The organism is Paenibacillus sp. OSY-SE, assembly GCF_000283315.1.
Classification (GTDB): domain Bacteria; phylum Bacillota; class Bacilli; order Paenibacillales; family Paenibacillaceae; genus Paenibacillus_B; species Paenibacillus_B profundus.
This window is the reverse complement of the sequence record NZ_ALKF01000181.1, coordinates 1-22,038: the sequence shown is the minus strand read 5'-3', so window position 1 is coordinate 22,038 and position 22,038 is coordinate 1. Positions and strand designations below refer to the sequence as shown.

Below are 22,038 nucleotides of genomic sequence, written 5' to 3'. Positions count from 1 at the left end.
GCTGAAGCACTGAGAATTAGCCGCTTTAGTTCATTGACTAGTTGAAATACATTTCGTTCAATTACTAAGAAAATAACGTCTTTTTTTCTTATTGCACACTATAATCTTACAATTTTTTGATTTCATTCCCTATACAATCAATTACATAGTATTTATTATTGCAAAAAATGAGTGCCTCGTTATTTAAGTATGGGTGTAGTCCGTTAGAATAACTAGGCATTATTATTTTTCTCAAAAACAAATTCTTTTCGAGCAATCCATACTGATTGGTATGTATCACCATAATCTTCTTATTTTTATTAAGTTGATTACTATAAGTAATAAACAATATACAATATTGACCCTCTACAAAATGATTATTATAATAGAAACCCTCTTTATATAATTCAAAAGGCAAAGCGTTATTATAAATACTAATTCTAGTATCCTCTGCGCTAATTAAAATTAAGTTGCTTGTATCAGAATCAGAAACTTCTTTCTCTGTTACTATAGGGTAATTTACTTGTATGGATGGTTTTACTGATAAGGTATTTATTTTGGCCAATTTACTTGCTGTTTTATTTATAGCTATTCTTATTTCTTCATTCTCATAATGGCTAGGGACAACAATCTTCAAACTGTCCATGTAAATATCCAGTAATCCCATACCTTTATTTTTTTTGATAGTATTTTGATACGATGATTTGCTTTCTCTAATTTTGTAGTGGCCATCTTCATGATAGATACAAAGTTTCGCATTAAAATTATTAATTTTAAAAACGTCCTCAATTAAATTATCATTTCTGATTCTAATACAGAAGTTCTCATTCTCAATTCCATATGGAGGTTCTATTAACATTTCTTTTATATTTGTTAGGTTCAGTAAAATATCTTTATCAGTAATTTCTGCCTCTATTAATCCGAAATCTTCAAAAAAATCTACTATTTCAGCCCAATAGGCTTTATTATGTCTTAATCTTTCCGTTCTAAAATAGATTTTTCTAGGCCGCTCATCTCGTTGAAACTTCCGAAGCCAATCGATTAAGTATTTACTATATGAAGCAATATATAAGGTTAGATGATCACCATCTCTCAAAAGAATATTTTCGTATTTGTCGCTTATTCCCCCTAATATTTCGTTGGGCTGAATAAATGCCCTCTCTATAAGATCATCATTATCATTAGAAATATTTAAAATATGTACATTGGAGACATTTTTCAAATTAGGTTCATAAGGAAATCCGGATATTGTCGCTACTGATGAACACAAATCCGGATAATTTTGTATCATTCCCCAAACAGAAAAAGCTCCTGTTGAATACCCGATTAAACTAATTTGTTTTGGATTAATATTAAAAGTATCTATTATTTGGTGTATTGCTTCAAGTATTGCTGCTTCACCTATATAACTTCCTTGAGTAAATCCTCTAGTCGAAACTTCCGCCATTAAAATATCATCATGTCTGAACTTATCATGAAACTCTAAAAAATCTGTATTAGAGTCTTCTCTCAAATTGATTATTATAGGATACGAATTAGATTCCTTATAATCAAACGGAACACGAATTGTATAACTTTGCATGCTATCGTCTAAATTCGATAAGAAATATACTCGATTTATACCTCCTTTTTTTATATAATCAATAATTTTTTTTCCTGATTCAATCATTTCAAAGATCTTTTTAAGATTCGTTGCTTCTCTTTCCATAGCCCAGGGTCTTGTATTTTCATATTCAATGGGTAACTTTTTTTTGAAATCAGCAATTCTTCCTGCTATATTTATTTTATCCTCATTATTCAGCTTATATTGATTATTTATTTCTATAAAATAATTATTAATTCGCTCCACTTCTTCATCAATATCTCTGACGAGGACTTTAAACTCAGATTTATGCTTGAAAGAATTTTTATCTAAATAATGAATTTCCATGGACAATATAAAAAGTTCATCCCACGTCTGTCTTATTTGTTCCAAATCAATATTTATTGTTTCGTAAAATTGTGATATACAGTGATCTATTATAAAGTTTTTATTTTTAAGCTGTATTTGTATTTTACTATCAGAGGATAAATTAATGAAATCTCTTGGTATAACCATGAATTTACATTCTTTTTCTTCAATATAGCTGCTTTTTTGTTGAATTACATTGATTTTATTGGAACAAGTAAGGTTATAATAGTCTTTTAGAATTTCCCCATCTATATCTGATAATTCTTTTTCAGTCTCATTTATCTTAATTGATACCATTGCTGAATTTAATTCAACTACAACTACATTATCTCCTTTTGTCAAATATGTGCTTATGAGAATAGTATCAGAAAATCCGACTGGTTGATAAAACCCCTCCAAAATTTCACAATGCTTGTTATATATTAATTTTTCGTTCATCCATAGCTTTAATTTGTTTGTTCTCCCGAGCCTTATTATTACTTCTTTTTCTTCGCTACTATAGATATTTGCGATAATAAAAATACGTTGCTCACTCGTTAAATCATGTTCGCTAAAATCAAGTGAAGGTCTGCTACAATTCCCATTAAATTTCTCTACATTGTCGAAATATTTAACTAGATACTCTTTCCCGTTAACAAACTCTACTTGTGTTTTTTCGTGCAACTCCTGATTCAAGTTACGAAATATCTTCTGTAAGTTATAATTGAAAAAATCGTTCTCGTGAGGATTATCTACTGGCCCAATCGCAAGACACTTAGTAATTCTTGTTTCTTCACCTAAATTAACAGTTATTTTCTTCAACAATTCTCTACTAATGTTCATTTTCCCCTATTTTCTCCTTTTCACTACATTCATTTATTTTTTTTCAGTTTAATGTGAACTTTTTCTGTAATTTCATTAATAGTTTTAAAATTAACTAATAAAAGCTCATCATCACTAAATGCAATATTGAAAGCTTCTTCTATTTTCGCTACTAAATTAAGTATTTTCACTGAATCGAAGCCAATTTGGTAAAGATTCTCACAACTCTTTACCTCAACTTTGTCTATTATCTTTTCAACAATTTTTGTTATGGTTATTTCAATTTTTAAATCTACCAAACCGCTAATAAGCTCTGTTTGCATTTTATCCTCCTATTTTTTATGAGCAGGAATTTTACCACTTATAATTAATAACTATTGAATATGTGAATTAATCCTAAACTTCAAACGATAATTCCCAGGAGACATGTTATAATATTTCTTAAAAGTGTTACAAAATTGCGAATTTGAAATGTAACCGATTTCTTTTGAAATATCAGAAATATTAAGATTGGTATGGAGAATTAGTTCTTTAGCTTTAAGCATTCGGATCGTCTGCAAATAGCGCATGGGAGTAGTATTAAATACCTTTGAGTAAGTATTACATAAATAAACTGGATTACAGGCGATTATTTCTGATAAGTCAGATAGTGTTAATGGTTGACTATAATTTTTTCTTATATAGCGATTCACTATTAACAATCGAGAATCTATTTTCTTAGCAAATTCATTATCATTTCGAAAGATGTATTCTTTTTCAAAACATGAGTCAATGAGCTTATAAGTCATCTTTTCGATTTTACTGCTATCAAAATCAACTTTTTTTATTTCATTCATTATTTCTCTAGCCATATTATTTTCTATATTTTGTATAGAGATTTTGTACATTTCCCTATGATAATTTATATTTTTTGGTACATAAAAAGAAGCACCATATACTTTAACTATTTCGTTGCTGAGGTTAGAAATCTGTACTTTTAATCCAGTGAATAACATTCCATTTTTCAATAGAATGGTTTCCTTATCAGTATTCACGCTTACTTCATTTTCTGTACCAAAGAAAAACAATGAAAATTCATTAGTGGGATAGACAGTTATTATACTATGTGGTAATAAGAGATAGTGGGTAATGTAAAAAAACATGCTCTAAATCCCCCAAAAATAATTTTTTTCCATTATGTTACCAAGTTGTTTTCTTTTCCGCCAGGAAATACTTGGATTTTTTTGCTTTTTCTCAACTAAATACGTACATTTTTATACAAATGTATCAATAAAAAATGACACCCCGTTCCCGTTTCAGAGAGATACTTCTAAATGAATCAAAACATATTAGGGAGGAATGGACATGGACATGGAGTTTCTATATTCCGTACCCGATGAATGGAAATACGGAGTCTTATTTTTGTTTGCCGCTTTACCTTGGTTAGAAGTATTTGTCGTCATTCCGCTAGGCATATTAATGGGCTTATCGCCGATTCCCGTTGCTGTGGCCGGGTTTCTCGGCAATTTAATCCCGATACTGCTCATTGGGCTGCTATTTAAAAAGTGGCAGGAGTGGAGACAAAAACGAGGAAAACCCATTGAGCCGTCTCCGAGATGGGCAAAGGCGCAAAAAATATGGGATCGCTACGGCGTCCCCGGATTATCACTGCTTGCTCCAATTCTCATCGGGACAGATATTGCCACTATACTTGCGCTGTCGTTCGGCTCTCCTCGCAAATGGGTCATTGTATGGATGACCGTAAGCCTAGCTGTCTGGTCGATCGTGTTGACCCTCGGCACCGTGCACGGCTTTGATTTTGTTATATATTTAACCTCTTGAAGCTTGCAAACGCCGGTGGCTGGAACCCCAGTTGGCACACAGAGCCACCGGCGGGGCTTTGTCCAGCCCAGATTGCAAGCAGAGAACCGCTCTATTCTAATGATTATTTTTCGCGGCGTTATAATTTGGATCACTTGTTCCATAAACACGTCCCGCCCTTCGCGAAGCTCCTGAAGCGTTCGAACGATCGGCACGGTAGGCTCGATGCCGATAAGATGATGCTAGCTGCCATCATGTTTCAATACTTTCCTTCCCGTCCAAGGTATGCTGTATCCTCCAAAAATCATCTATCCTTCGGCTTTGCTTCCCTTGATGTCTTCCCTCTAACAAATTGAAAAGAAGCACTAAACCGTTTATGCTGCACTGCTCCGGAAATAATTTTTTCTAGTTGCTTAAAATGAGCTATGGCGTTTTTCCCCTCAATAGTCAAGATAATATCTCCCGGCTTCAGATCGACGCCGTATCAATGTATAAGTTGGGACGTTGCAGGAATTGATTTTGTATTGCAGCAAAGATGTGCCAAAGAAAGAGGTTGCTGACATCTGTTGGTGTCACTAGACACTCAACGCCGCATCCTCAATAATTGATTAGTTAACTTAAATTTGCCCTTTCTTCGAAGCTCTTTCAGCAGTATTTTGTGTTTATTAATCTCGCACGAGCTTGGCCCTGCGGGCCGCATTCGCTGCGGACTGGCGGTCATGAACGCCTAGCTTCGCATACAGGCTGGACACGTAATTGCGTACGGTACCCTCCGACAAATATAACTTTGCCGCGATTTCCCGATACTTCATTCCTTCCGCCAAATAATGCAGCACCTCGCGTTCCCGTTCTGTAAGACCAAACGGATCTTCGGTGGAGGCCTCTTCAGCTCCGGTTATTTCTGCTCCTTCCGTCTGCCCCCGCTTTATCTGTTCGGTCATGGCCAGCGCCAACGACTGCGGCACAAATGTGCTGCCACGGGATACAAGGCGAATCATCGCAAATAACTCCTGCGGATGAATAGACTTGAGCAAGTAGCCTTCCGCTCCGGCTTCGATGGCCTGTACCGCATGCTCCATCTCATCGATCGTAGTCAGCATAATCAGCTTGATATGCGGCCAGCGCTCCTTTATTTCTAGTGCCGCAGCAATACCGTCCATCTCAGGCATACGAATGTCCATCAGAACAACATGCGGTTCTGCTTCCGCCCCGGCTATGCGTTCAATGGCTTCACGACCGTTGGCAGCCGTTCCTGAAACAATTAGCCCCTGCTCTTTTTCTGCCAAAAAACTCAAACTCTCTCTTATTAGCTGTTCGTCATCTGCCATGAACAATCGTATTGGCGGTTCAGATTCAGGCTGCTGCACAGCGGGAAGACAGCAACTCACCCGTGTGCCTCCATCAGGATGCGACGCGATGTCCAGCGAGCCTCCGTAAGCTTGCAGACGCTCTTGCATCGACGTCAGCCCATAGCCAAATGTGAGTCCGTCATTCCCAACCCCATCATCCTCAATTGTCACACTTATTTTACTGGCGGCATACGTCATTTCCACCTCAATTTGTTCCGCTTGACCATGGCGCACAGCATTCGTAATCGCTTCTTGCACGCACCGCTCCAACGTCACACGATGAACAAATGGTATGAACTGAGGCGTTCCCCTCACATTGAGACGACTCTTGATTCCTGTCTGTTCGCTCATCCTGTTCAGCATGTTCCGCACATGCTCGGTCATATCTATCTCCGAATCCTCTACTAAGGCTATGCCATGTATATGATGACGCACCGCTGCAAAGCTGCTTCTGGCGTGCTGCAGCACACTGCGCAAGCGCTGCTTCGCTTGTTCCGGCTCAGTGTCCAGCAACGAATTTACCGTCTCCAGTCCCATAATGAGCGCTGCCTGCGAATGACCCAGAGCATCATGCAACTCCCCCGCGACACGGGAGCGCTCCTCCTGCACCGTAAGTCTTTCCACTTGCTCCGCATATTGTTGAATCGTGAGGAATTGCCGTTCGTTCTCACGCAGCAGCTGCTGCAACCGCTGTTGGGTATGCAAGAAGACATTAAAGCCATATCCGATACCAAACAAAATGAGGTGGTTTATCATCTCATCCGGCACAGTAAACCAGGCAATCTTTCCGCTCCAAATTCCTAGTAACGGAAACAATGTAAAGATAGGAGCCGACCACCAAACCATCCTTTTGGATGAAAGAAATCCGGCTAACAGCGAAGGAACAACCATATTGTCTAGATACATCGGCATCGAGAAATGCATGATCACATTGATTCCGCCCGCACAAATTATTTCCGAGGCAATAAATAGGCGCGGACGTATGTATCCCGGTCTCCAAAACCATAAGGGAATTACACCGGACAGAATGAACAAACTGTAGGCTTGCCAAGCCGGAAGCGTTACAAAGCCGGGAGTGAATAGCATATACAAGATGCCGGAGACTATCCACAATCCATAAAGGCTCAGTAAAGCCCAATCAATCCAATGCCATTGCCGTTCTTTCATGACCATTCCTCTTTCATTCGCAAAATGTGATATTCATATGATTGCAATTTCCGATGTTCCTCACTAGGTGTCTAATGTTCATTTTAATATGCTAATAGAGGTTGTTCAAAAAGTCACCCTTTGAACACGCGCTAATAAGGCGAAAAAAAGAAAAGCATGGAGGAATGCATCATGTTTTATAACTTATCAGATCGGTCAAAAGCTTACACCTATATGGCACTTGTGCTCGTCCTAGGACTCGGATTCAGTTTCATTCCGAACATCAGTTCCTTTGCCTATATGTTGACGCCTACCATCGCCGCTGTGCTTATGATGTTCATCGTGACGCGTGACGGCTGGAAGCGAGCAGGATGGGCAAGACTTGGCTTGCACCGTCTCGGACTGCACATGTGGGCGGCAAGTCTAATCATACCAGTTGCCATCATTGTGCTCAGTTATGCTATTGCTTGGGCAGCCTCTTTGCTGACGTTGCATGTGCCAAATGACTTCCAAGGATATCCATGGAGTGAATTTCCAATCGTAATTGTGATTACGTTCCTTATGAACGTATTGACCAGTTCCTTAGGCGAAGAATTGGGATGGCGGGGATATTGGCTTCCGCTGCTTGCATCCGCCTGCGGAGAACGCCGGGCCCTGCTCATTAGCGGGTTCATTCACGGAGTGTGGCATGTGCCGATGATTCTCATCGCAGGCAGCTATCATGCGGAACAGAATCCCTTGCTCGCCTGTGTATTCATTGTCGTCAGCACCTTGTGCCTCGGGCCATTTATCGGTTATGTGCGCCTGCGTACTTCAAGCGTATGGCCGGCTTCCATTCTGCATACGGCGCATAATTTGACTTGGATGATTATGGCTGTGATTACGACGCCAACATCTGATTCTGCCTATTATATTAGCGGAGACAACAGTGTAATCACCATGCTGTGTTACGTTGGATTAGCTGTATGGGTATTCCGTCGTCTTCCAATAGCTCCGCTTCGGCAAGCAGCAGCATCCTCAACGCAAAGACCGCCTCTATAGGGCGGTCAGCTTGCGATCAATCTGCTTATGCTTCGTGTGCCACGTTTCCCGCGGCACTCTCCCGAATGACCTTCAACAATCCAGGAAAGCGTGATTCCAAATCCATCGTCCGCAATGAGATAAACCGCTGAGTCCCCTCCAGTCGTGTCCGAATGACCCCTGACTCCCGCAGCACTTTAAAGTGATGGGACAGGGTTGATTTTGGCAGCGCCAATTCAAATCCGCCGCAAGACAATTCCGATGCATCCATTAGCTGCAGCACTATGGTGAAGCGAATAGGCTCGCTTAATGCGTAGAAAACATGCTGCAATTCAATCTGTTCCGTTTCCGGATGGTATAAAGTTCTCATAGTAACATTGTACTTCAATCGTTGACATCATTCAATAGTTCGAATACACTCGAACTATTGAATTTAGGTGCGCGCCTTTTCAATCGCAACTCATTCAGATGCTCTTCAGGAGGACAAGCAACATGCAACTAAAATCAACGGACACACAACCACATGCTCGAATTATAATGGCATTGTTCTTCTTCACGATGTTTGTTATCGGCACGGACACGTTTATCGTCTCCCCTTTGCTGCCTACCTTAAGACAGGTATTACATATTTCGGCTGAGCAGTCGGGATGGCTCGTATCGGCCTATGCGCTCGGCTATGCGGGCTTTGCCCTAATCGCTGGTCCGTTATCCGACGGATTCAATCGCAAATCATGCCTTGTGGCAGGCATGATTGGATTTTCCCTCTTTACTGCAGGTTGTGGCCTGGCAGCTGATTTTTCCACCCTGCTTGCCTTGCGTGCACTCGCGGGAATCAGCGCAGCCATCGCCTCTCCCCAAGTGTGGGCCTCCATTCCGCAGCTATTGCCTGCTCACCACGTCGTCAAAGCAATGAGCGCAGCCACTGCAGGGCTAGCCGTCTCCCAATGCATGGGTGTACCGCTCGGCAGTGTGCTGGCCGCAAGCAACTGGCGCTTCCCGTTCTTTGCGGTAGCCGGGGCAGCGCTAATCATCACAGTTCTTCTGACTGTGAAGCTGCCATCGATTCCGCCGCGACAGCGGAATGGGGTATCCGTCACCGTGCTGGCGAAGCAATATCGATTCGTGCTGTCTGAGCGACGAACCATTGCGGCGTTTCTCGGTTATTTCTTATATCAGCTCGGCACCTTTGCCACCTTCTCCTTCTTGGGAAATTGGCTGGCGGATGATTTCGCGCTATCCGTGCAACAGACAGGGCTGTTCATCCTCGTCTTCGGCATCGGCAATTTGGCCGGCAGCTTGATGACCGCGCCAGTCGAGCGCTGGCTGGGCACTCGCGCTACTGTAACGGCAGCTCTGCTCGGCATGATAAGCATGTATTTGCTCGTCATGTGGGGCGATCATATTGCTGTCGTCGGCTTCGCTTATATGATGATTGCTTGCATGGGAGGCATTCTGTTCCCGCTTCTGATGAACACGCTGCAGAAGCAGCAGCCTTCCGCAAGAGGAACGATTGCCGCGCTGGCGAACAGCTCTATGTATGGCGGAACGATGATCGGTTCTTCATTGGCCGGCCTGCTCTATGCCCGGGTAGCGGGTTTTCCCGCTATAGTTATCCTGACGATGCTTAGCTATACCGCTGCGTTAATCCTGTTTCGCCATATATTAAAACCAATAACGATCGTGTCAACTGTCACCTCTTCCGCCTCGGCGTCGAACGTTGGGAGCTAACGTCCGGATTTTGTGAAACACTTCGCCCAGTCTTTCGTATAAAGTGAATAACTATACGAAAGGGCTAGGTGCGAGCCTGCTTCCTGTGCTTGCGACAGGCTTATCGCTTCTCTTCCTATGGAGAATGCCAGTTGCTCTAGGACTTTATTGGACCGCGAATAAACTATATTTCATCTTGAAACGTCTGTTCTTTCATACGAGATGGGGCCGCCGTCTTCTATATAAAGATTTACCGCACTCTTAAAATTGGAATTGAAGGGATACACGCAATTACATGAGTCCAACTCAGTAACCCTACCCTTATTGAGCTGGCGTCCCATGACGTCAGCTTCTTTTTTGTGATTACACATCAATAACGCCGGAAAGGGACACGAACAAATATGAAACAACGACTTCTGTATATTGAAGACGATCAAGAGATTGGTCAGTGGACAAGCGAATATTTGCACGAGAAGGGATACGAGGTGGTCTGGCTTACTTCTGGGGATCAGGCTTTAGATGCAGCAGAGAACAGCGATCTTGTTCTATTGGATGTGATGCTGCCTGGTCTTGACGGCTTCACGATCGGTCAGCGGCTCAAAAAAGAACACCCCCATACCCCCATCCTGATGCTGTCCGCACGCACGGCCATCGACGATAAGCTGTACGGCTTGCAGTTCGCAGATGATTATGTAACCAAGCCGTTTCACCCTGACGAGCTGGCAGCGAGAATCGAGGTGCTGCTCCGGCGCTACGAGAAGCAGGAGGCGGCAATTACGGAACTGAAGCATTTGCACGTCTATCTCGGGGAAAATCGCATCGTGGATACGCGTACCAACGAAGAGCTTGTGCTGACAGGCAAACAGTATCATATTTTTACATACATGCTGCGCCACCGCAATCAGATTTTAACGAAGGAACAAATATATGAAGGCGTCTGGGGAGAGTCCTACATCGAGGGGGACAAGACGCTCATGGTTCATATCCGGCACTTGCGGGAAAAGATTGAATCCGATCCCAGCCAACCCGGCATCATCGAGACGATTCGCGGGATTGGCTACCGGTTGAAGCTATGAAGCCGCGCGTTCTTTTTCGCAAGTCGCTGTTAGTCCGCTACATGCTCATCGTCTTCGCCGCGCTCGTCATATGGCCGATTATATTTCCGCTGGCCTCCATCTTGTATCAGTTAACGACTGACTATAGCAATGAGGCGAAGCTGAAGGAAAATATTTATGCGGGCGGCGATCGTCTTGAGAAACGGTGGCACGAAGAGGCAGCCGCCTTGAAGGATGCGAAGGAAGCAGCGATTGCGCAGAGGCTGCGCGAATTGAAGCGGGAATTTCCGAAAGCCGACCTATTCTGGGTCGATCAGACGGGACGAACGCGCCTCATGCTGCCCGAGCGGCCCGGCATCCCGCGGCAGTGGAGCGCCGGTGACAGCATCGCCTTCATGAAGCAAAGCTTCAATGGCGATCCGTTCACCGCCGTCGCCTTTATCGGGCAACAGCCAGAACAGGGCTTCATCGTTATCCAGGTTCCCCGTAAGCTGATGGTGTCCAACGCTTCATTTGACAGCGCGCACGTCTTCATCATCGTCATTGCCGTATTCGTGCTGTTCATCGCGTCCTCCTGGTGGTTCTTCTATCGGCTGCGAAGCCGGCTCGTCCATCTGGAAGAAGCGATGACATCGCCTGACGGGAGCGGGATACCGGCGCCTGTAGAAGTTAGGAGCTCCGATGAAATCGGCCAGCTCGAGCACGCGTTCAACCGCATGATTGGCGAATTGCAGCAAAGCCGGCAGCGGCAACGGGAAGAGGAGGATCTGCGCAAGAAGCTTATCGCGAATCTATCGCATGATCTGCGCACCCCGCTGACGACGATACGCGGCCATGCCCATTCCCTGCAGCAGGAGCCGCTGTCCGACCGCGGCATGCAGTCTTTGACGCTTATTGATACGAAAGTGGGCGACTTGGCCCAGCTTATCGACAATTTGCTCTCCTATACCCTCTTGTCCGCCAAAAAGTACGAGTTTCATCCGGAGCGGACCGATATTTTGCGTCTCGTTCGCGCTTCCGCGGCAGGATGGTTCCCTGTATGGGAGAAAGAGGGCTTCGAAGTGAATGTCGATTTGCCGGAGCATCCCCTTATATGGGAGGTGGACCCGCAATGGTTCGCCCGCATCTTGGACAATCTATTCCAAAATGTATTGCGCCACGCCGCTTCTGGCCGCTATATCGGGATACGCACGGAGATGCGCACAGGACGCGAAGCGCTCGTCATCGAGGACCGCGGTCCGGGCATGGAAGCCGTCTCCCAAGGAAAGGGCGCGGGCATCGGCCTGACAATCGTGGCGCTCATGGTGCAGGAGATGCGGCTGCATTGGGAGGTCGCCAGCAATTCCGGAGGCACAATCACCCTCATGTATCCGAAAAATTAAACTGGAATTAACCTGCGAGTCCCGTTCATTTAACCTTCGGCAGTTAGCATATATACCGAGGTGATTCCAGTTGAGTGAGTACATTATTCAGACTCAAGGATTAACGAAGCAATATGGCGCGCGCAAAGCGGTGAATGAAGTTACCTTGAACATACGGCGCGGTGATATTTACGGCTTTCTCGGCCCGAACGGCGCTGGCAAGACGACGACCATTCGTATGCTGCTCGGTCTGATTCGCCCGAGCCAGGGCCGCATTCACATTTTCGGCAAAGACTTGCACAAGCACCGGATGTCGATCTTGAAAAAGGTCGGCTCCTTGGTTGAATATCCGTCCTACTATGGTCATTTGACAGGATACGAAAATTTGGAGGCGATTCGCCGCATCTTGGATGTGCCGAAATCCCGCATCGATGAAGTATTGTCTATCGTCCGCTTGACGCAAGATGCGAAGCGCCCGGTGAAAGGCTACTCCCTCGGCATGAAGCAGCGGCTTGGGATCGCTTGCGCCTTGCTGGGCCAGCCTGAGCTGCTCATTTTGGACGAGCCAACGAACGGTCTGGACCCGTCCGGTATTTTGGAAATTCGCGAGCTGATTAAAAGCATGCCGCAGCAGCACGGCATTACGGTGCTCGTATCGAGCCACTTGTTGAGCGAAGTGGAGCAGATGGCGAATCGCGTCGGTATCATCCAGCACGGCGAGATGGTATTTCAAGACACGATCGACTCGCTGCACAATCAGGCGCAGCATCGCATTCAAATCGCGGTGTCGAACCCGGATCAGGCATTCCGTACGCTTGCCTCCTCTGGCTGCAGCGCAGAATTCAACGAGGAATCGTTAGTTCTCGATTATATGCCGGACAACAAGGTAGCCGCCATTGTCGAGCTGCTCGTTCGCAACAACCATTCCGTCTACCGGGTGGAAGAGAAACGCCAATCGCTCGAAGAGATGTTCCTGGCTCTTACCAGGGAGGGGAGCAGACAATGATAGGCAAGGTGCTGTCGTCCGATTTTATGAAAATCCGCCGTACGTGGATTTGGCTGCTCATCTTCCTTGGTCCGTTCGGCGTTGTCAGTCTGCAAGCAATCAACTTCAGCCTGCGCTATGACTATTTGACGAAGTTGTATGCCGATGATCTGTGGGGCGGCTTGCTGAATAATGTTCAATACTTGGCTGCACCGGCGCTTCTGTTCGGCATTACGCTCATTGCGTCGATGATCGCCGGACTGGAGCATCGGCTGAATTCATGGAAGCAGCTGTTGGCGCTGCCCGTATCGCGCTTTCACGTCTTTACCGCCAAATTCGCACTCAACCTCATCCTTCTGCTTAGCGCCTGTGTGCTGCTTGCGGCCGGCTCCATCCTTCTCGGCGCCGGACTCGGATTCGGTTGGGATATTCCTTGGCAAAGACTGTTCATCATCAGCTTCTATCCATTCTTTGCCGCCATGCCGGTATTGGCCCTGCAGCTATGGCTGTCCATCGTGATGCGCAATCAAGCCATCCCGCTTACCTGCGGAATCATGGGCACGATTTTGTCCCTGTATTCCATAAAAATGCCGGATTGGATCCCGCTGAAATGGCCTCATTTAGTAAACGCGGCGGACGTGCCCGAATATTCCGTTCTGGCCGGGTTGGCGGCAGGCGCCGTCATCTACACGGCAAGCCTCGTCCATTTTGCCAGAAGGGATGTGAATTAGCATGAAATCCTTTATGAATGTGTTCCATTCGGAAGGAATGAAGCTGCGCAAGTCAAATATCTGGCTCCTAATATTCGTCAGTCCACTGCTCGCGTCCTTGCTCGGCCTGCTTGAGGTGAACAGGGATGCCGAGTTGAACGCTTGGCCGCTGCTGTGGACTATTATGGCCAGCATACACGCCCTTTTGTTCCTGCCGCTGCTGACAGGCGTATTCTCCGCCTTCGTATGCCGCTATGAACATAACGGCGGGGGCTGGAAGCAGCTCCTCGCCCTGCCTGTATCGCGCAGCGGGTTATATATGGCCAAGTTCCTCCACGTTGTGCTCTTGCTGGCGCTGGCTCAACTGCTGTTCACAGCAGGCATTATTGCCGTCGGCTTCCTGAAGGGATATGAGATGAATATTGTTCCGTGGGACGAGTTCGCTAGACGCGCATGCAGCGGTTGGTTCGCCACGCTGCCGCTTGCCGCGCTGCAGTTGTTCGTTTCCACGGCCTGGGCCAGCTTCGCGGCGCCGCTCGCCATCAACGTCATGCTGACGCTGCCGAACATGCTTGTCGTCAGTTCGGAGACGTACGGGCCGTGGTATCCCTGGTCCCAACCGGCTCGATCCATGCTGCTGATTAGCGATAATAACTACGGAGCTTTCAACATGCCGATGGAGACGCTGCTGTTCATCATTGCCGGCAGCTTCATCGCATTCCTGAGTGCGGGATTAATGTATTTCAGCCGAAAAGAAATATAAAGCAAAAACAGCGTCCCTCATGCCGGACGGCCAGGAGAAAACTCCTTGCCATTCAAGCATTGGGACGCTGCGCTGCGTTGCGTTATTCATGCGTCATATCGGTGTTATATTGTCTTTAAGTCATCTGTAAGATAACGGCGATCCTCTTCGTTCTCAACATGCCGGGCAAGCTCTTCCGCCCTCGAAATATAACCTTCTACATCCTCCGCTTTATTCAGCAGACTGGAAGCTCTGGCCAGAGCTTCATAGGCGTAAGCCATATCAAATGCGCCTAGGTTATATTTCCGGCATATATCCACACACCGTCTCGCATGATACATCGCGGATTCAGCCATTCCTGCCGTCGAATATACGCGGGAAATTTGCCATTCTCCCCGTGCGAATTGAAGTTCATTTCCTGCTACCCCCCAATGATACCGGGAAGCATGAGCCGCATGAATCATCTGATCCGTCTCTTCCTGCGTGCGGGTCGTTTTCTCCAGCAGCTCCCATACGAGGTTGAACAGTTCTTTTGCGCTCTGCGTATGCGTGTCTGGATCGGATTGCGAACGATATTTCATCATCGCTGTCATCTATTCATTCTCCTCATGTCCACACTTTCCAAAGATGATGCCCTGCCATATCACATACCGGCAGAATCCATCTTCCTATGTCAGCGACTGTGGAGTGTCATCATTAGAAGGTGGAACCGTAGTTTCCTCTTTTTTCTTTTTCCCCGTAATAAGGCGCCATAGCCCGGCGATCGCAGCTACTACCACGATCCAGAACTTTTTGAACAAGCCCAAAATTAGCGCTAAAAATCCGACTTTTTTGGCAACGGCCAAACCCGCACCGCCAAGTACGAGTCCGGTAAGGCCGTATTCAGCCACCTTATCGGTAGATTTATCGAAATCCTCGTACCGTTTTCCTTCCTTCACCTTAAAGCTAGACAGTACCGTCTTCTCCATTTCGACACGGTCTGCCGCCAGATGATCGGGATCAGAAACCAGAACGATGGAAATATAACCTTCACGCGTCAAAATCCGTTCGTTGTAATTTACAATCTTCTCATTACTGGAGTTGTGCGCAAGCAGTGACCACGTTAGCCGCTTCGTCGTTGCGTTATAGGAAGGCTCGATATCCCAGCTATCCACGAATAGGTGTCGGCTCGGATCCAACTCCTCATTCGCAGCTTCGGTTCCGTTCTTGTAGCTCTGAAGCAGCTCATCTGCATCAATCTTATCTTTCTCATCGTCTTTGATATGACCGGAATTGGTATATTCAATGAATACGCCCCAAGTCGCATCTTCAGCTGCTGGGAACACAGCTCCAATTTCTTCGCCGGACGGCTTGCCGCCACTCTCCGTTTGGAACGTCTGTGCATCCTTGCCATTCAAAAAGATCATATCTTCTTGCAGCGTAAAGGACGCCAAACCCTCACCCATATCGATGGATTGACCCGTTCCTTCTACCCAATTCAATACCGGTTCTGCTCCCGCTTGCGAGATGCCCCCGAACAAGATTGCAACACTAGCAACGATCACAGTGCATCTTTGTAACCAACTTTTCAAGGTCTTTTCCTCCTAGAACATTTATCTCTTTTTTAACCCCGATATACTATACAGGAATAATTACCAGAGATAAATGAGCTAAAAAGACCATGACTTTTTTCCTTATATTTTCTGTAGCCGCTCAGTATCGTTGCATTGCAGTCATCTAACCCGATGTGGAAGATGAGTGAACCATCTGCGCCTTCATCAATATTACGTTCAAGACCCAGAGAACAGGCATTCTCAACGGCGCTGGTTAGGAAAACTCTCTGCAGCACTCTCATCACGAATAGTCTATTTGTGTCACATCCCAGAAGAGATGTTTCCGCAAAAAATTTGTATCTTTAGATCCTTACCTTATTCAATCAGGCTTGGACTATTAAAATACGGAATATTCATGCGACAAACTTCGACATTATCTAGGGCTGTTCTTGCGGCATCTAATTACTTGAATTTGGAGTGCGGCACTTGAAAAACAAAACGGCTGCTATCAGCTAACTACCTTACTTGCCGGCTATAACGCGTTCAGGTACAGCGAACAGGAGAGGTGTCTCGTCATTCGTCTGTTGGTAAAGTACGATAAGGATCGTCGGTTCTTCCAGCTTCGCCCCCTGCTGTGCGGACACAGCTTCCGCAACGGATGGTTCCAGGCGCAGCCACTGGGCTGTATCGAACGGCAACCGCTCCACGACCGCGTGCTTAAGCAGTTCCTTCTCGCTGAGACCAAGTGCGGCAAAGTCTGCTGAGATCCGGTCGGGATGATTCGCAGCCACGCGCAGCATATGCAGGGCTTCCTCTTTCCTCACCGCGACGTCCCACCATATTTTGCGCGGCTTGTATTTGTGGTTCATGAAGTAGTCCATCTTCATCAGACCATGCGCCACGTCAGGCCGCTGCAAGCCATGGTCTGTCAGGAAGGAGCTCAGCCGCACGAACAAATCTTCCAGCTGATGGCCAATCTTCTGCCAGCCATTCGCTTCCCAATAATCCCCGAACGCCTGAAAGAAATCAAACGGAGATGCAAATTCACGCTGCATGAGATGCTCCATCGTGCGGTCCATGCGATGCGAGTTCCAGTACTTCTCGAGCACGTCCTCCAATCGCTTCAAGCGGACTACATCCTCGAACGGCAGCACCTCATTGCCAAGCATCTCATAGGGCGCATGATCCATATAGACATAGCCGTACTTGTCCGCGTCCAGACGCAATCCTGTTCCACGCAGCATTTTCAAGAAGCCCAGCTGCAGCTCTTCAGGCCGAAGCTCAAACACGTCGTTGAACGTTTTGCGGAACGTGTCGTAATCCTCCAGCGGCAGGCCTGCGATAAGGTCCAAGTGCTGGTCAATCTTGCCGCTCTCCTTCACCTTTGTCACTGTGCGCGTCAGCTTCGTGAAGTTCTGACGCCGCTTGACGAGCTCGTTCGTCGGATCGTTCGTCGATTGCACGCCGATTTCAAATCGGAAGATACCGGGAGGCGCATTCTCCGCCAGGAAGTCGAGCACCTCCGGACGCATAATGTCCGCCGTAATCTCGAACTGGAATACGCATCCCCGATGGTTATCAATGAGGAATTGGAACATTTCCATCGCATACTCACGTTTAATGTTGAACGTCCGATCGACGAACTTAATCAGCTTGGCGCCGTTATCGATTAAATAGACCAAGTCTGCCTTAGTCCGTTCAATATCAAAATAACGCACACCCACCTCGATGCTCGACAGACAGAATTGACAGCTGAACGGACAGCCGCGGCTCGTCTCGAAGTAGACGACACGTTTGCCCAGTGTCGGAACATCCTCCGCAAAACGGTGTGGTGAAGGAATGTTATTCAGATCCAGCTTCGGACGGGGAGCGTTGATTATGACCTCTTCTCCCTTGCGGTACGCCAGTCCAAATACAAAGTGATATTTCTGTTCATCGCGAATTTCACGGAGCAGGTGAAGGAATGTCTCCTCCCCTTCGCCGATGACGATGAAGTTGACGTCAGGCAGCCGCTTCATCCAATAGTCAGTGTCATAGGACACCTCCGGTCCGCCCAGTACAATGCGCACGTCAGGCCGAACTTTTCTCAACATGCTGACCACTTGAATCGTTTCTTCGATGTTCCAAATGTAGCAGGAGAATCCGATAACATCTGCCTTCCGCTGATACAGATCGGAGACGATATTCATCGACGGATCTTTAATCGTATATTCGGCTAGTTCGACGTCGAATTCATGCTCGCAACTCGCCTTTAAATAACGGATGGCGAGCGAGGTGTGAATATATTTCGCATTCAACGTAGTAAGTACAACTTTCATGGTAGCTCCTTTCTCGTCTGCACAACCGGGACATGCCAGCCGCTTACGCAATCGGCGTTCCGTTCGGGACTTCCTCATCCGGTCGAAGCAGGACGACATCGCCGCTGTCCGGAACTCCGCCTAGGACGAGCACCTCGGAATCAAAGCCCGCAATGCGCCGCGGCGGAAAGTTCACGACCGCTACAACCTGCCGGCCGACGAGCGTGTCTGGTGTGTAACGCTTTGTAATCTGCGCGCTTGAGCGCTTCTTGCCGAGCGGACCGAAGTCAATACATAGCTTAATCGCCGGTATGCGCGCCTTCTCGAACGGCTCAGCCTCTACGATCGTGCCAACACGCACATCCAGCTTCATGAAATCCTCAATAGATGCAAGGGTAGTTATTTCGTTATCTTCCATCATATCCATTCCTCCTGATTATCAAGCTTGGCTGCCTCTTCATCCCGTTGCTGAAAAAACGCCAAAAACGGTGAGCCGAATTGCTTCAGCTTCGCTTCACCGACCCCTTTGATGCGCAGCATATCTGCTTCCGTGGTCGGCTGCACCTCCGCCAATTCACGCAAGGTGCTATCGTTAAATACGATATACGGCGGGACACCTGCCTTCTGGGCCAGTTCACGCCGCAGCAGCCGCAGCTGTTCAAATACCGTTTCATCCACAGCTGACGCGGTCTTCGGCTTCAACGACTTAGCTACACGCTGCGTCACTTGCCGCTGTCCCTTAAGCACCTCTGCCGCAGGCGGAAGCAGACGGACGACAGGATATTGGCCCTCGCTCAGCTGCAAATAGCCTTCGGCAATGAGCACGTAGATCAGATCGGCAATCGCCTTCTCCGTCAAGTGGCGCATTTCCCCATGCGTCGACAGCTTCTCGAAGCCGTATTGAATGACCTTCTTGTTGCGTGAGCCTTTCAGCACGGAAGCGACCATCGATACGCCGAATCGCTCGCGCATGCGATAGATGCAAGAGAAGATCTTCTGCGCTTCCGTCGTAATGTCGATCGATTCGCGCTCGTCCTTGCAGCTGCCGCACGTGCCGCACGGCTCTTCCCCTTCTTCTCCGAAGTAACGCAGCATGTAGTTCTGCAAGCAGCCCGTCGTGTAACAATAGTCGATCATGGACTGCAGCTTCTTATATTCGTGCGTCTTCCGTTCCGGAGACGCTTCGCTCTGTTCAATGAAAAATTTCTGCGTCAAAATATCCTGCGGATGGAACAGCAGCACGCACTCGCTCGGCTCGCCATCCCGCCCTGCACGGCCCGCCTCCTGCACATACGCTTCCATATGCTTCGGCATGTTATAGTGCAGGACATAGCGCACGTTCGACTTGTCGATGCCCATGCCGAACGCATTCGTCGCCACGATGACGCGGACGTCGTCGTACAGGAATGCCTCCTGCATGCGCACCCGCTCCTCGTCGTCCAAGCCCGCATGATAGCGGCCGGCCGCGACGCCCGCACGACGGAGCATCTCGTGCAGATCTTCCACATCCTTGCGGGTCGAGGCGTATATGATGCCCGCTTGATGCTCGCGCCTGCGCACGTAATCCAGCGCGAACGCCTTGCGCTCTTCCCCGCGCAGCACGGTAAAGGCCAGGTTGTCCCGCTTGAAACCAGTGACGACCAGCTCCGAATCTCCGAGCTCCAGAAGCCGGGTCAAATCCTCGGTCACCTCGGGCGTGGCGGTCGCCGTGAACGCCGCCATCAACGGCCGCGGTCGCCCGGCTACCTCCAGTTCTCTCATGAACGGGGCGATGGCCCGGTAGCTCGTGCGGAAGTCGTGCCCCCATTGCGAGACGCAGTGCGCTTCATCCACGGCCACGAACGAGATAGGGAGCGTCTTGGCGCGCTCTCGGAACCATTCGCTTTCGAGCCGTTCCGGGGCCACGTAGAGCAGCTTCAAGCGCCCGTTCTGCGCCTGGCGCAAAATGCCTCCCGCTTCCCCGAGCTCCAGTGTGCTGTTGATGAAGGCCGCGTCGACACCCAAGCTATGCAGCGCATCAACCTGATCCTTCATAAGCGAAATGAGCGGGGATACGACCAGTGTCACGCCCGGCAGAAGCAGTGCGGGGAGCTGATAGCAGATCGATTTCCCGCCTCCCGTCGGCATGATGCCCACCGTATTTTTTCCTTCTATAATATATTGTATAATCCGCTTCTGTCCCGCGCGGAAGTCATCGTAGCCGTACACCCGCTTCAACGTGCTTCGCGCTTGGTCCATCGATATCATTGCAATAACTCCTTTTTTCTCCCATTTTAATACAAGGTTAGCGATAATTAACGAGCTCACGAACGACGTCTATAATCGAAATCACATTGACCCCATTATATCATGGCCTTTGTGCGCACGGTATTGAATTCCCTTGTTCACGATGGGATTCCGTGCATCCGAACGGGCTTTTTGCTATAGTAAGAACATTCGATATGCGAGGTTAGAACTGGATGGAGAAGATTTTACCGTCGTCTGCTTCTCGTGAGCTTCGTTAGCGATGTAACAGGAGGTATGACATGAAGAAGAAAGCACATCATTCACATTCCAGCCACCATTCCGCGCCTAAACGGTATACGGTCAAGGAACCGATGGAATTGCTGCCCTATTTATTGACTGTAATGTCCAATATGGGACGCAACTCTGTTAAATCCATTTTGGCGCGCGGACAAGTCTCCGTAAATGACCGGGTGGTGACGAAATACAATTTCCCGCTTCAACCTGGGCACACTATCACGATTTCCAAGGATAGAATATCCGATGAGCCCCCTTTCATTGGGCTTAACATTCTACACGAAGACGAAGACATTATCGTCATTCAAAAAGAAGCCGGATTGCTCTCGATCGCTTCAGCGCAGGAGCAAGAGCTGACAGCCTATCGGCAGCTGATGACGCACGTTCGCAAAGACAATCCCAAGCATCGGATCTTTGTCGTGCACCGGCTGGATCGGGATACATCCGGAGTCATGATGTTCGCGAAGAGCGAGAAGGTGCAGCAGAAGCTGCAGCAATCGTGGAAGGATATGGTGCAGGAGCGCTCCTACATCGCGCTGGTGGAGGGATTGGTCAAGAAGCCGGAGGGTACGATTTCCTCGTGGCTGAAAGAAAGCAAAACGTTAAAAATGTATTCGAGCCCCTATCCAAATGACGGCTTGCATGCCATCACTCATTATAAGACCGTGCAATCCAATCGGAACTTCTCCTTATTGGAGGTCCATCTGGAGACAGGACGGAAAAATCAAATCCGTGTCCATATGCAGGATATCGGACATCCCATTGTAGGGGATAAAAAGTACGGAGCGAAAACAAAGCCGATTGGCCGGCTCGGACTCCATGCGCGGGTATTGGCTTTTGTGCATCCGACCACAGGAACCAACATGCGATTCGAAACTAACATCCCCAAGGCGCTGCTGAGTCCGTTCCGCAACGATTCGGCCGAATGAGGGACTAACCCAGACAGCACAGGTGGTGAGCTATAAGCTCAAGCTGAAATAAGGCTTGAGTTTTTTTGTATACTGAATGCGGTTTCGCCACCCGTGCCTCAGATTGAGCGAAGCAATAGTTTTCGTGGCGCTCTTTGCTTCACTCTCCCACTGG

19 protein-coding genes are annotated in these 22,038 nt (G+C 47.5%); 9 read left to right on the top strand and 10 right to left on the bottom strand.

Annotated features, from left to right (window positions below; all coding sequences use genetic code 11):
• Nucleotides 1-106: 106 nt before the first annotated feature.
• Genes A372_RS0114505 through A372_RS35490 form a run of 3 tightly spaced genes read right to left on the bottom strand, consistent with a single transcriptional unit; the run spans nucleotide 107 to nucleotide 3,873 of the window.
• Nucleotides 107-2,752 carry an alpha/beta hydrolase gene (locus A372_RS0114505; RefSeq protein WP_019421586.1) on the bottom strand — a complete coding sequence of 882 codons (2,646 nt, stop codon included), beginning with the start codon at nucleotides 2,750-2,752 and terminating at the stop codon, nucleotides 107-109.
• Between the two features lie 29 nt (nucleotides 2,753-2,781).
• Complete coding sequence (locus A372_RS33980) at nucleotides 2,782-3,054, bottom strand: acyl carrier protein (protein WP_019421585.1); 273 nt, start codon at nucleotides 3,052-3,054, stop codon at nucleotides 2,782-2,784.
• Nucleotides 3,055-3,105: 51 nt separating this feature from the next.
• On the bottom strand, nucleotides 3,106-3,873 hold the full coding sequence (locus A372_RS35490; protein ID WP_019421584.1) for a helix-turn-helix transcriptional regulator: 768 nt from the start codon (nucleotides 3,871-3,873) through the stop codon (nucleotides 3,106-3,108).
• Between the two features lie 202 nt (nucleotides 3,874-4,075).
• On the opposite strand from A372_RS35490, the gene A372_RS0114490 reads away from it, so the two are divergent.
• Nucleotides 4,076-4,552 (top strand): small multi-drug export protein, encoded by a 477-nt coding sequence (locus A372_RS0114490; RefSeq protein ID WP_019421583.1) that lies wholly within the window; start codon nucleotides 4,076-4,078, stop codon nucleotides 4,550-4,552.
• A gap of 644 nt (nucleotides 4,553-5,196) precedes the next feature.
• On the opposite strand, the gene A372_RS0114480 is transcribed toward A372_RS0114490, so the two are convergent.
• Complete coding sequence (locus A372_RS0114480) at nucleotides 5,197-7,047, bottom strand: helix-turn-helix transcriptional regulator (protein ID WP_019421581.1); 1,851 nt, start codon at nucleotides 7,045-7,047, stop codon at nucleotides 5,197-5,199.
• 171 nt (nucleotides 7,048-7,218) lie between these two features.
• Between A372_RS0114480 and A372_RS0114475 the strand changes: the two genes are divergently transcribed.
• Complete coding sequence (locus A372_RS0114475) at nucleotides 7,219-8,067, top strand: CPBP family intramembrane glutamic endopeptidase (RefSeq protein ID WP_019421580.1); 849 nt, start codon at nucleotides 7,219-7,221, stop codon at nucleotides 8,065-8,067.
• Nucleotides 8,068-8,092: 25 nt separating this feature from the next.
• On the opposite strand, the gene A372_RS0114470 is transcribed toward A372_RS0114475, so the two are convergent.
• Nucleotides 8,093-8,416 carry an ArsR/SmtB family transcription factor gene (locus tag A372_RS0114470; RefSeq protein WP_019421579.1) on the bottom strand — a complete coding sequence of 108 codons (324 nt, stop codon included), beginning with the start codon at nucleotides 8,414-8,416 and terminating at the stop codon, nucleotides 8,093-8,095.
• Nucleotides 8,417-8,538: 122 nt separating this feature from the next.
• Between A372_RS0114470 and A372_RS33970 the strand changes: the two genes are divergently transcribed.
• The 6 genes from A372_RS33970 to A372_RS0114440 all read left to right on the top strand — a co-directional run bounded on the left by A372_RS33970 (nucleotide 8,539) and on the right by A372_RS0114440 (nucleotide 14,627).
• Nucleotides 8,539-9,774, top strand: a complete 1,236-nt coding sequence (locus A372_RS33970; protein WP_019421578.1) for an MFS transporter — start codon at nucleotides 8,539-8,541, stop codon at nucleotides 9,772-9,774.
• 380 nt (nucleotides 9,775-10,154) lie between these two features.
• Nucleotides 10,155-10,829 (top strand): response regulator transcription factor, encoded by a 675-nt coding sequence (locus tag A372_RS0114460; RefSeq protein WP_019421577.1) that lies wholly within the window; start codon nucleotides 10,155-10,157, stop codon nucleotides 10,827-10,829.
• The gene (locus A372_RS0114455; RefSeq protein WP_019421576.1) at nucleotides 10,826-12,190 is read left to right on the top strand and encodes a sensor histidine kinase; all 1,365 of its coding nucleotides are present in this window, start codon (nucleotides 10,826-10,828) and stop codon (nucleotides 12,188-12,190) included. The genes A372_RS0114460 and A372_RS0114455 overlap by 4 nt, the downstream gene beginning before the upstream one ends.
• Before the next feature lie 70 nt (nucleotides 12,191-12,260).
• Nucleotides 12,261-13,175, top strand: coding sequence for an ABC transporter ATP-binding protein (locus A372_RS0114450; protein ID WP_019421575.1), 915 nt, complete (start codon nucleotides 12,261-12,263; stop codon nucleotides 13,173-13,175).
• On the top strand, nucleotides 13,172-13,885 hold the full coding sequence (locus tag A372_RS0114445) for an ABC transporter permease (protein ID WP_019421574.1): 714 nt from the start codon (nucleotides 13,172-13,174) through the stop codon (nucleotides 13,883-13,885). The genes A372_RS0114450 and A372_RS0114445 overlap by 4 nt, the downstream gene beginning before the upstream one ends.
• A 1-nt stretch (nucleotide 13,886) precedes the next feature.
• A complete protein-coding gene (locus A372_RS0114440; protein ID WP_019421573.1) occupies nucleotides 13,887-14,627 on the top strand; it encodes an ABC transporter permease in 741 nt (246 codons plus the stop codon).
• Between the two features lie 104 nt (nucleotides 14,628-14,731).
• Here the strand turns inward: A372_RS0114440 and A372_RS0114435 are convergent, their stop codons facing one another.
• From A372_RS0114435 to recQ, 5 genes are all read right to left on the bottom strand, one after another.
• A complete protein-coding gene (locus A372_RS0114435; RefSeq protein ID WP_019421572.1) occupies nucleotides 14,732-15,199 on the bottom strand; it encodes a hypothetical protein in 468 nt (155 codons plus the stop codon).
• Nucleotides 15,200-15,274: 75 nt separating this feature from the next.
• On the bottom strand, nucleotides 15,275-16,177 hold the full coding sequence (locus A372_RS0114430; RefSeq protein WP_019421571.1) for a DUF2167 domain-containing protein: 903 nt from the start codon (nucleotides 16,175-16,177) through the stop codon (nucleotides 15,275-15,277).
• A 482-nt stretch (nucleotides 16,178-16,659) separates the two neighbouring features.
• On the bottom strand, nucleotides 16,660-18,456 hold the full coding sequence (locus A372_RS0114425) for a B12-binding domain-containing radical SAM protein (RefSeq protein ID WP_019421570.1): 1,797 nt from the start codon (nucleotides 18,454-18,456) through the stop codon (nucleotides 16,660-16,662).
• A 43-nt stretch (nucleotides 18,457-18,499) separates the two neighbouring features.
• Nucleotides 18,500-18,856, bottom strand: a complete 357-nt coding sequence (gene csaA / locus A372_RS0114420; protein ID WP_019421569.1) for a chaperone CsaA — start codon at nucleotides 18,854-18,856, stop codon at nucleotides 18,500-18,502.
• Complete coding sequence (gene recQ, locus A372_RS0114415; RefSeq protein ID WP_019421568.1) at nucleotides 18,853-20,682, bottom strand: DNA helicase RecQ; 1,830 nt, start codon at nucleotides 20,680-20,682, stop codon at nucleotides 18,853-18,855. The genes csaA and recQ overlap by 4 nt, the downstream gene beginning before the upstream one ends.
• Before the next feature lie 278 nt (nucleotides 20,683-20,960).
• Between recQ and A372_RS0114410 the strand changes: the two genes are divergently transcribed.
• Nucleotides 20,961-21,884: an RluA family pseudouridine synthase gene (locus A372_RS0114410; protein WP_019421567.1), complete on the top strand. Its 924-nt coding sequence runs from the start codon at nucleotides 20,961-20,963 to the stop codon at nucleotides 21,882-21,884.
• Nucleotides 21,885-22,038: the final 154 nt, after the last annotated feature.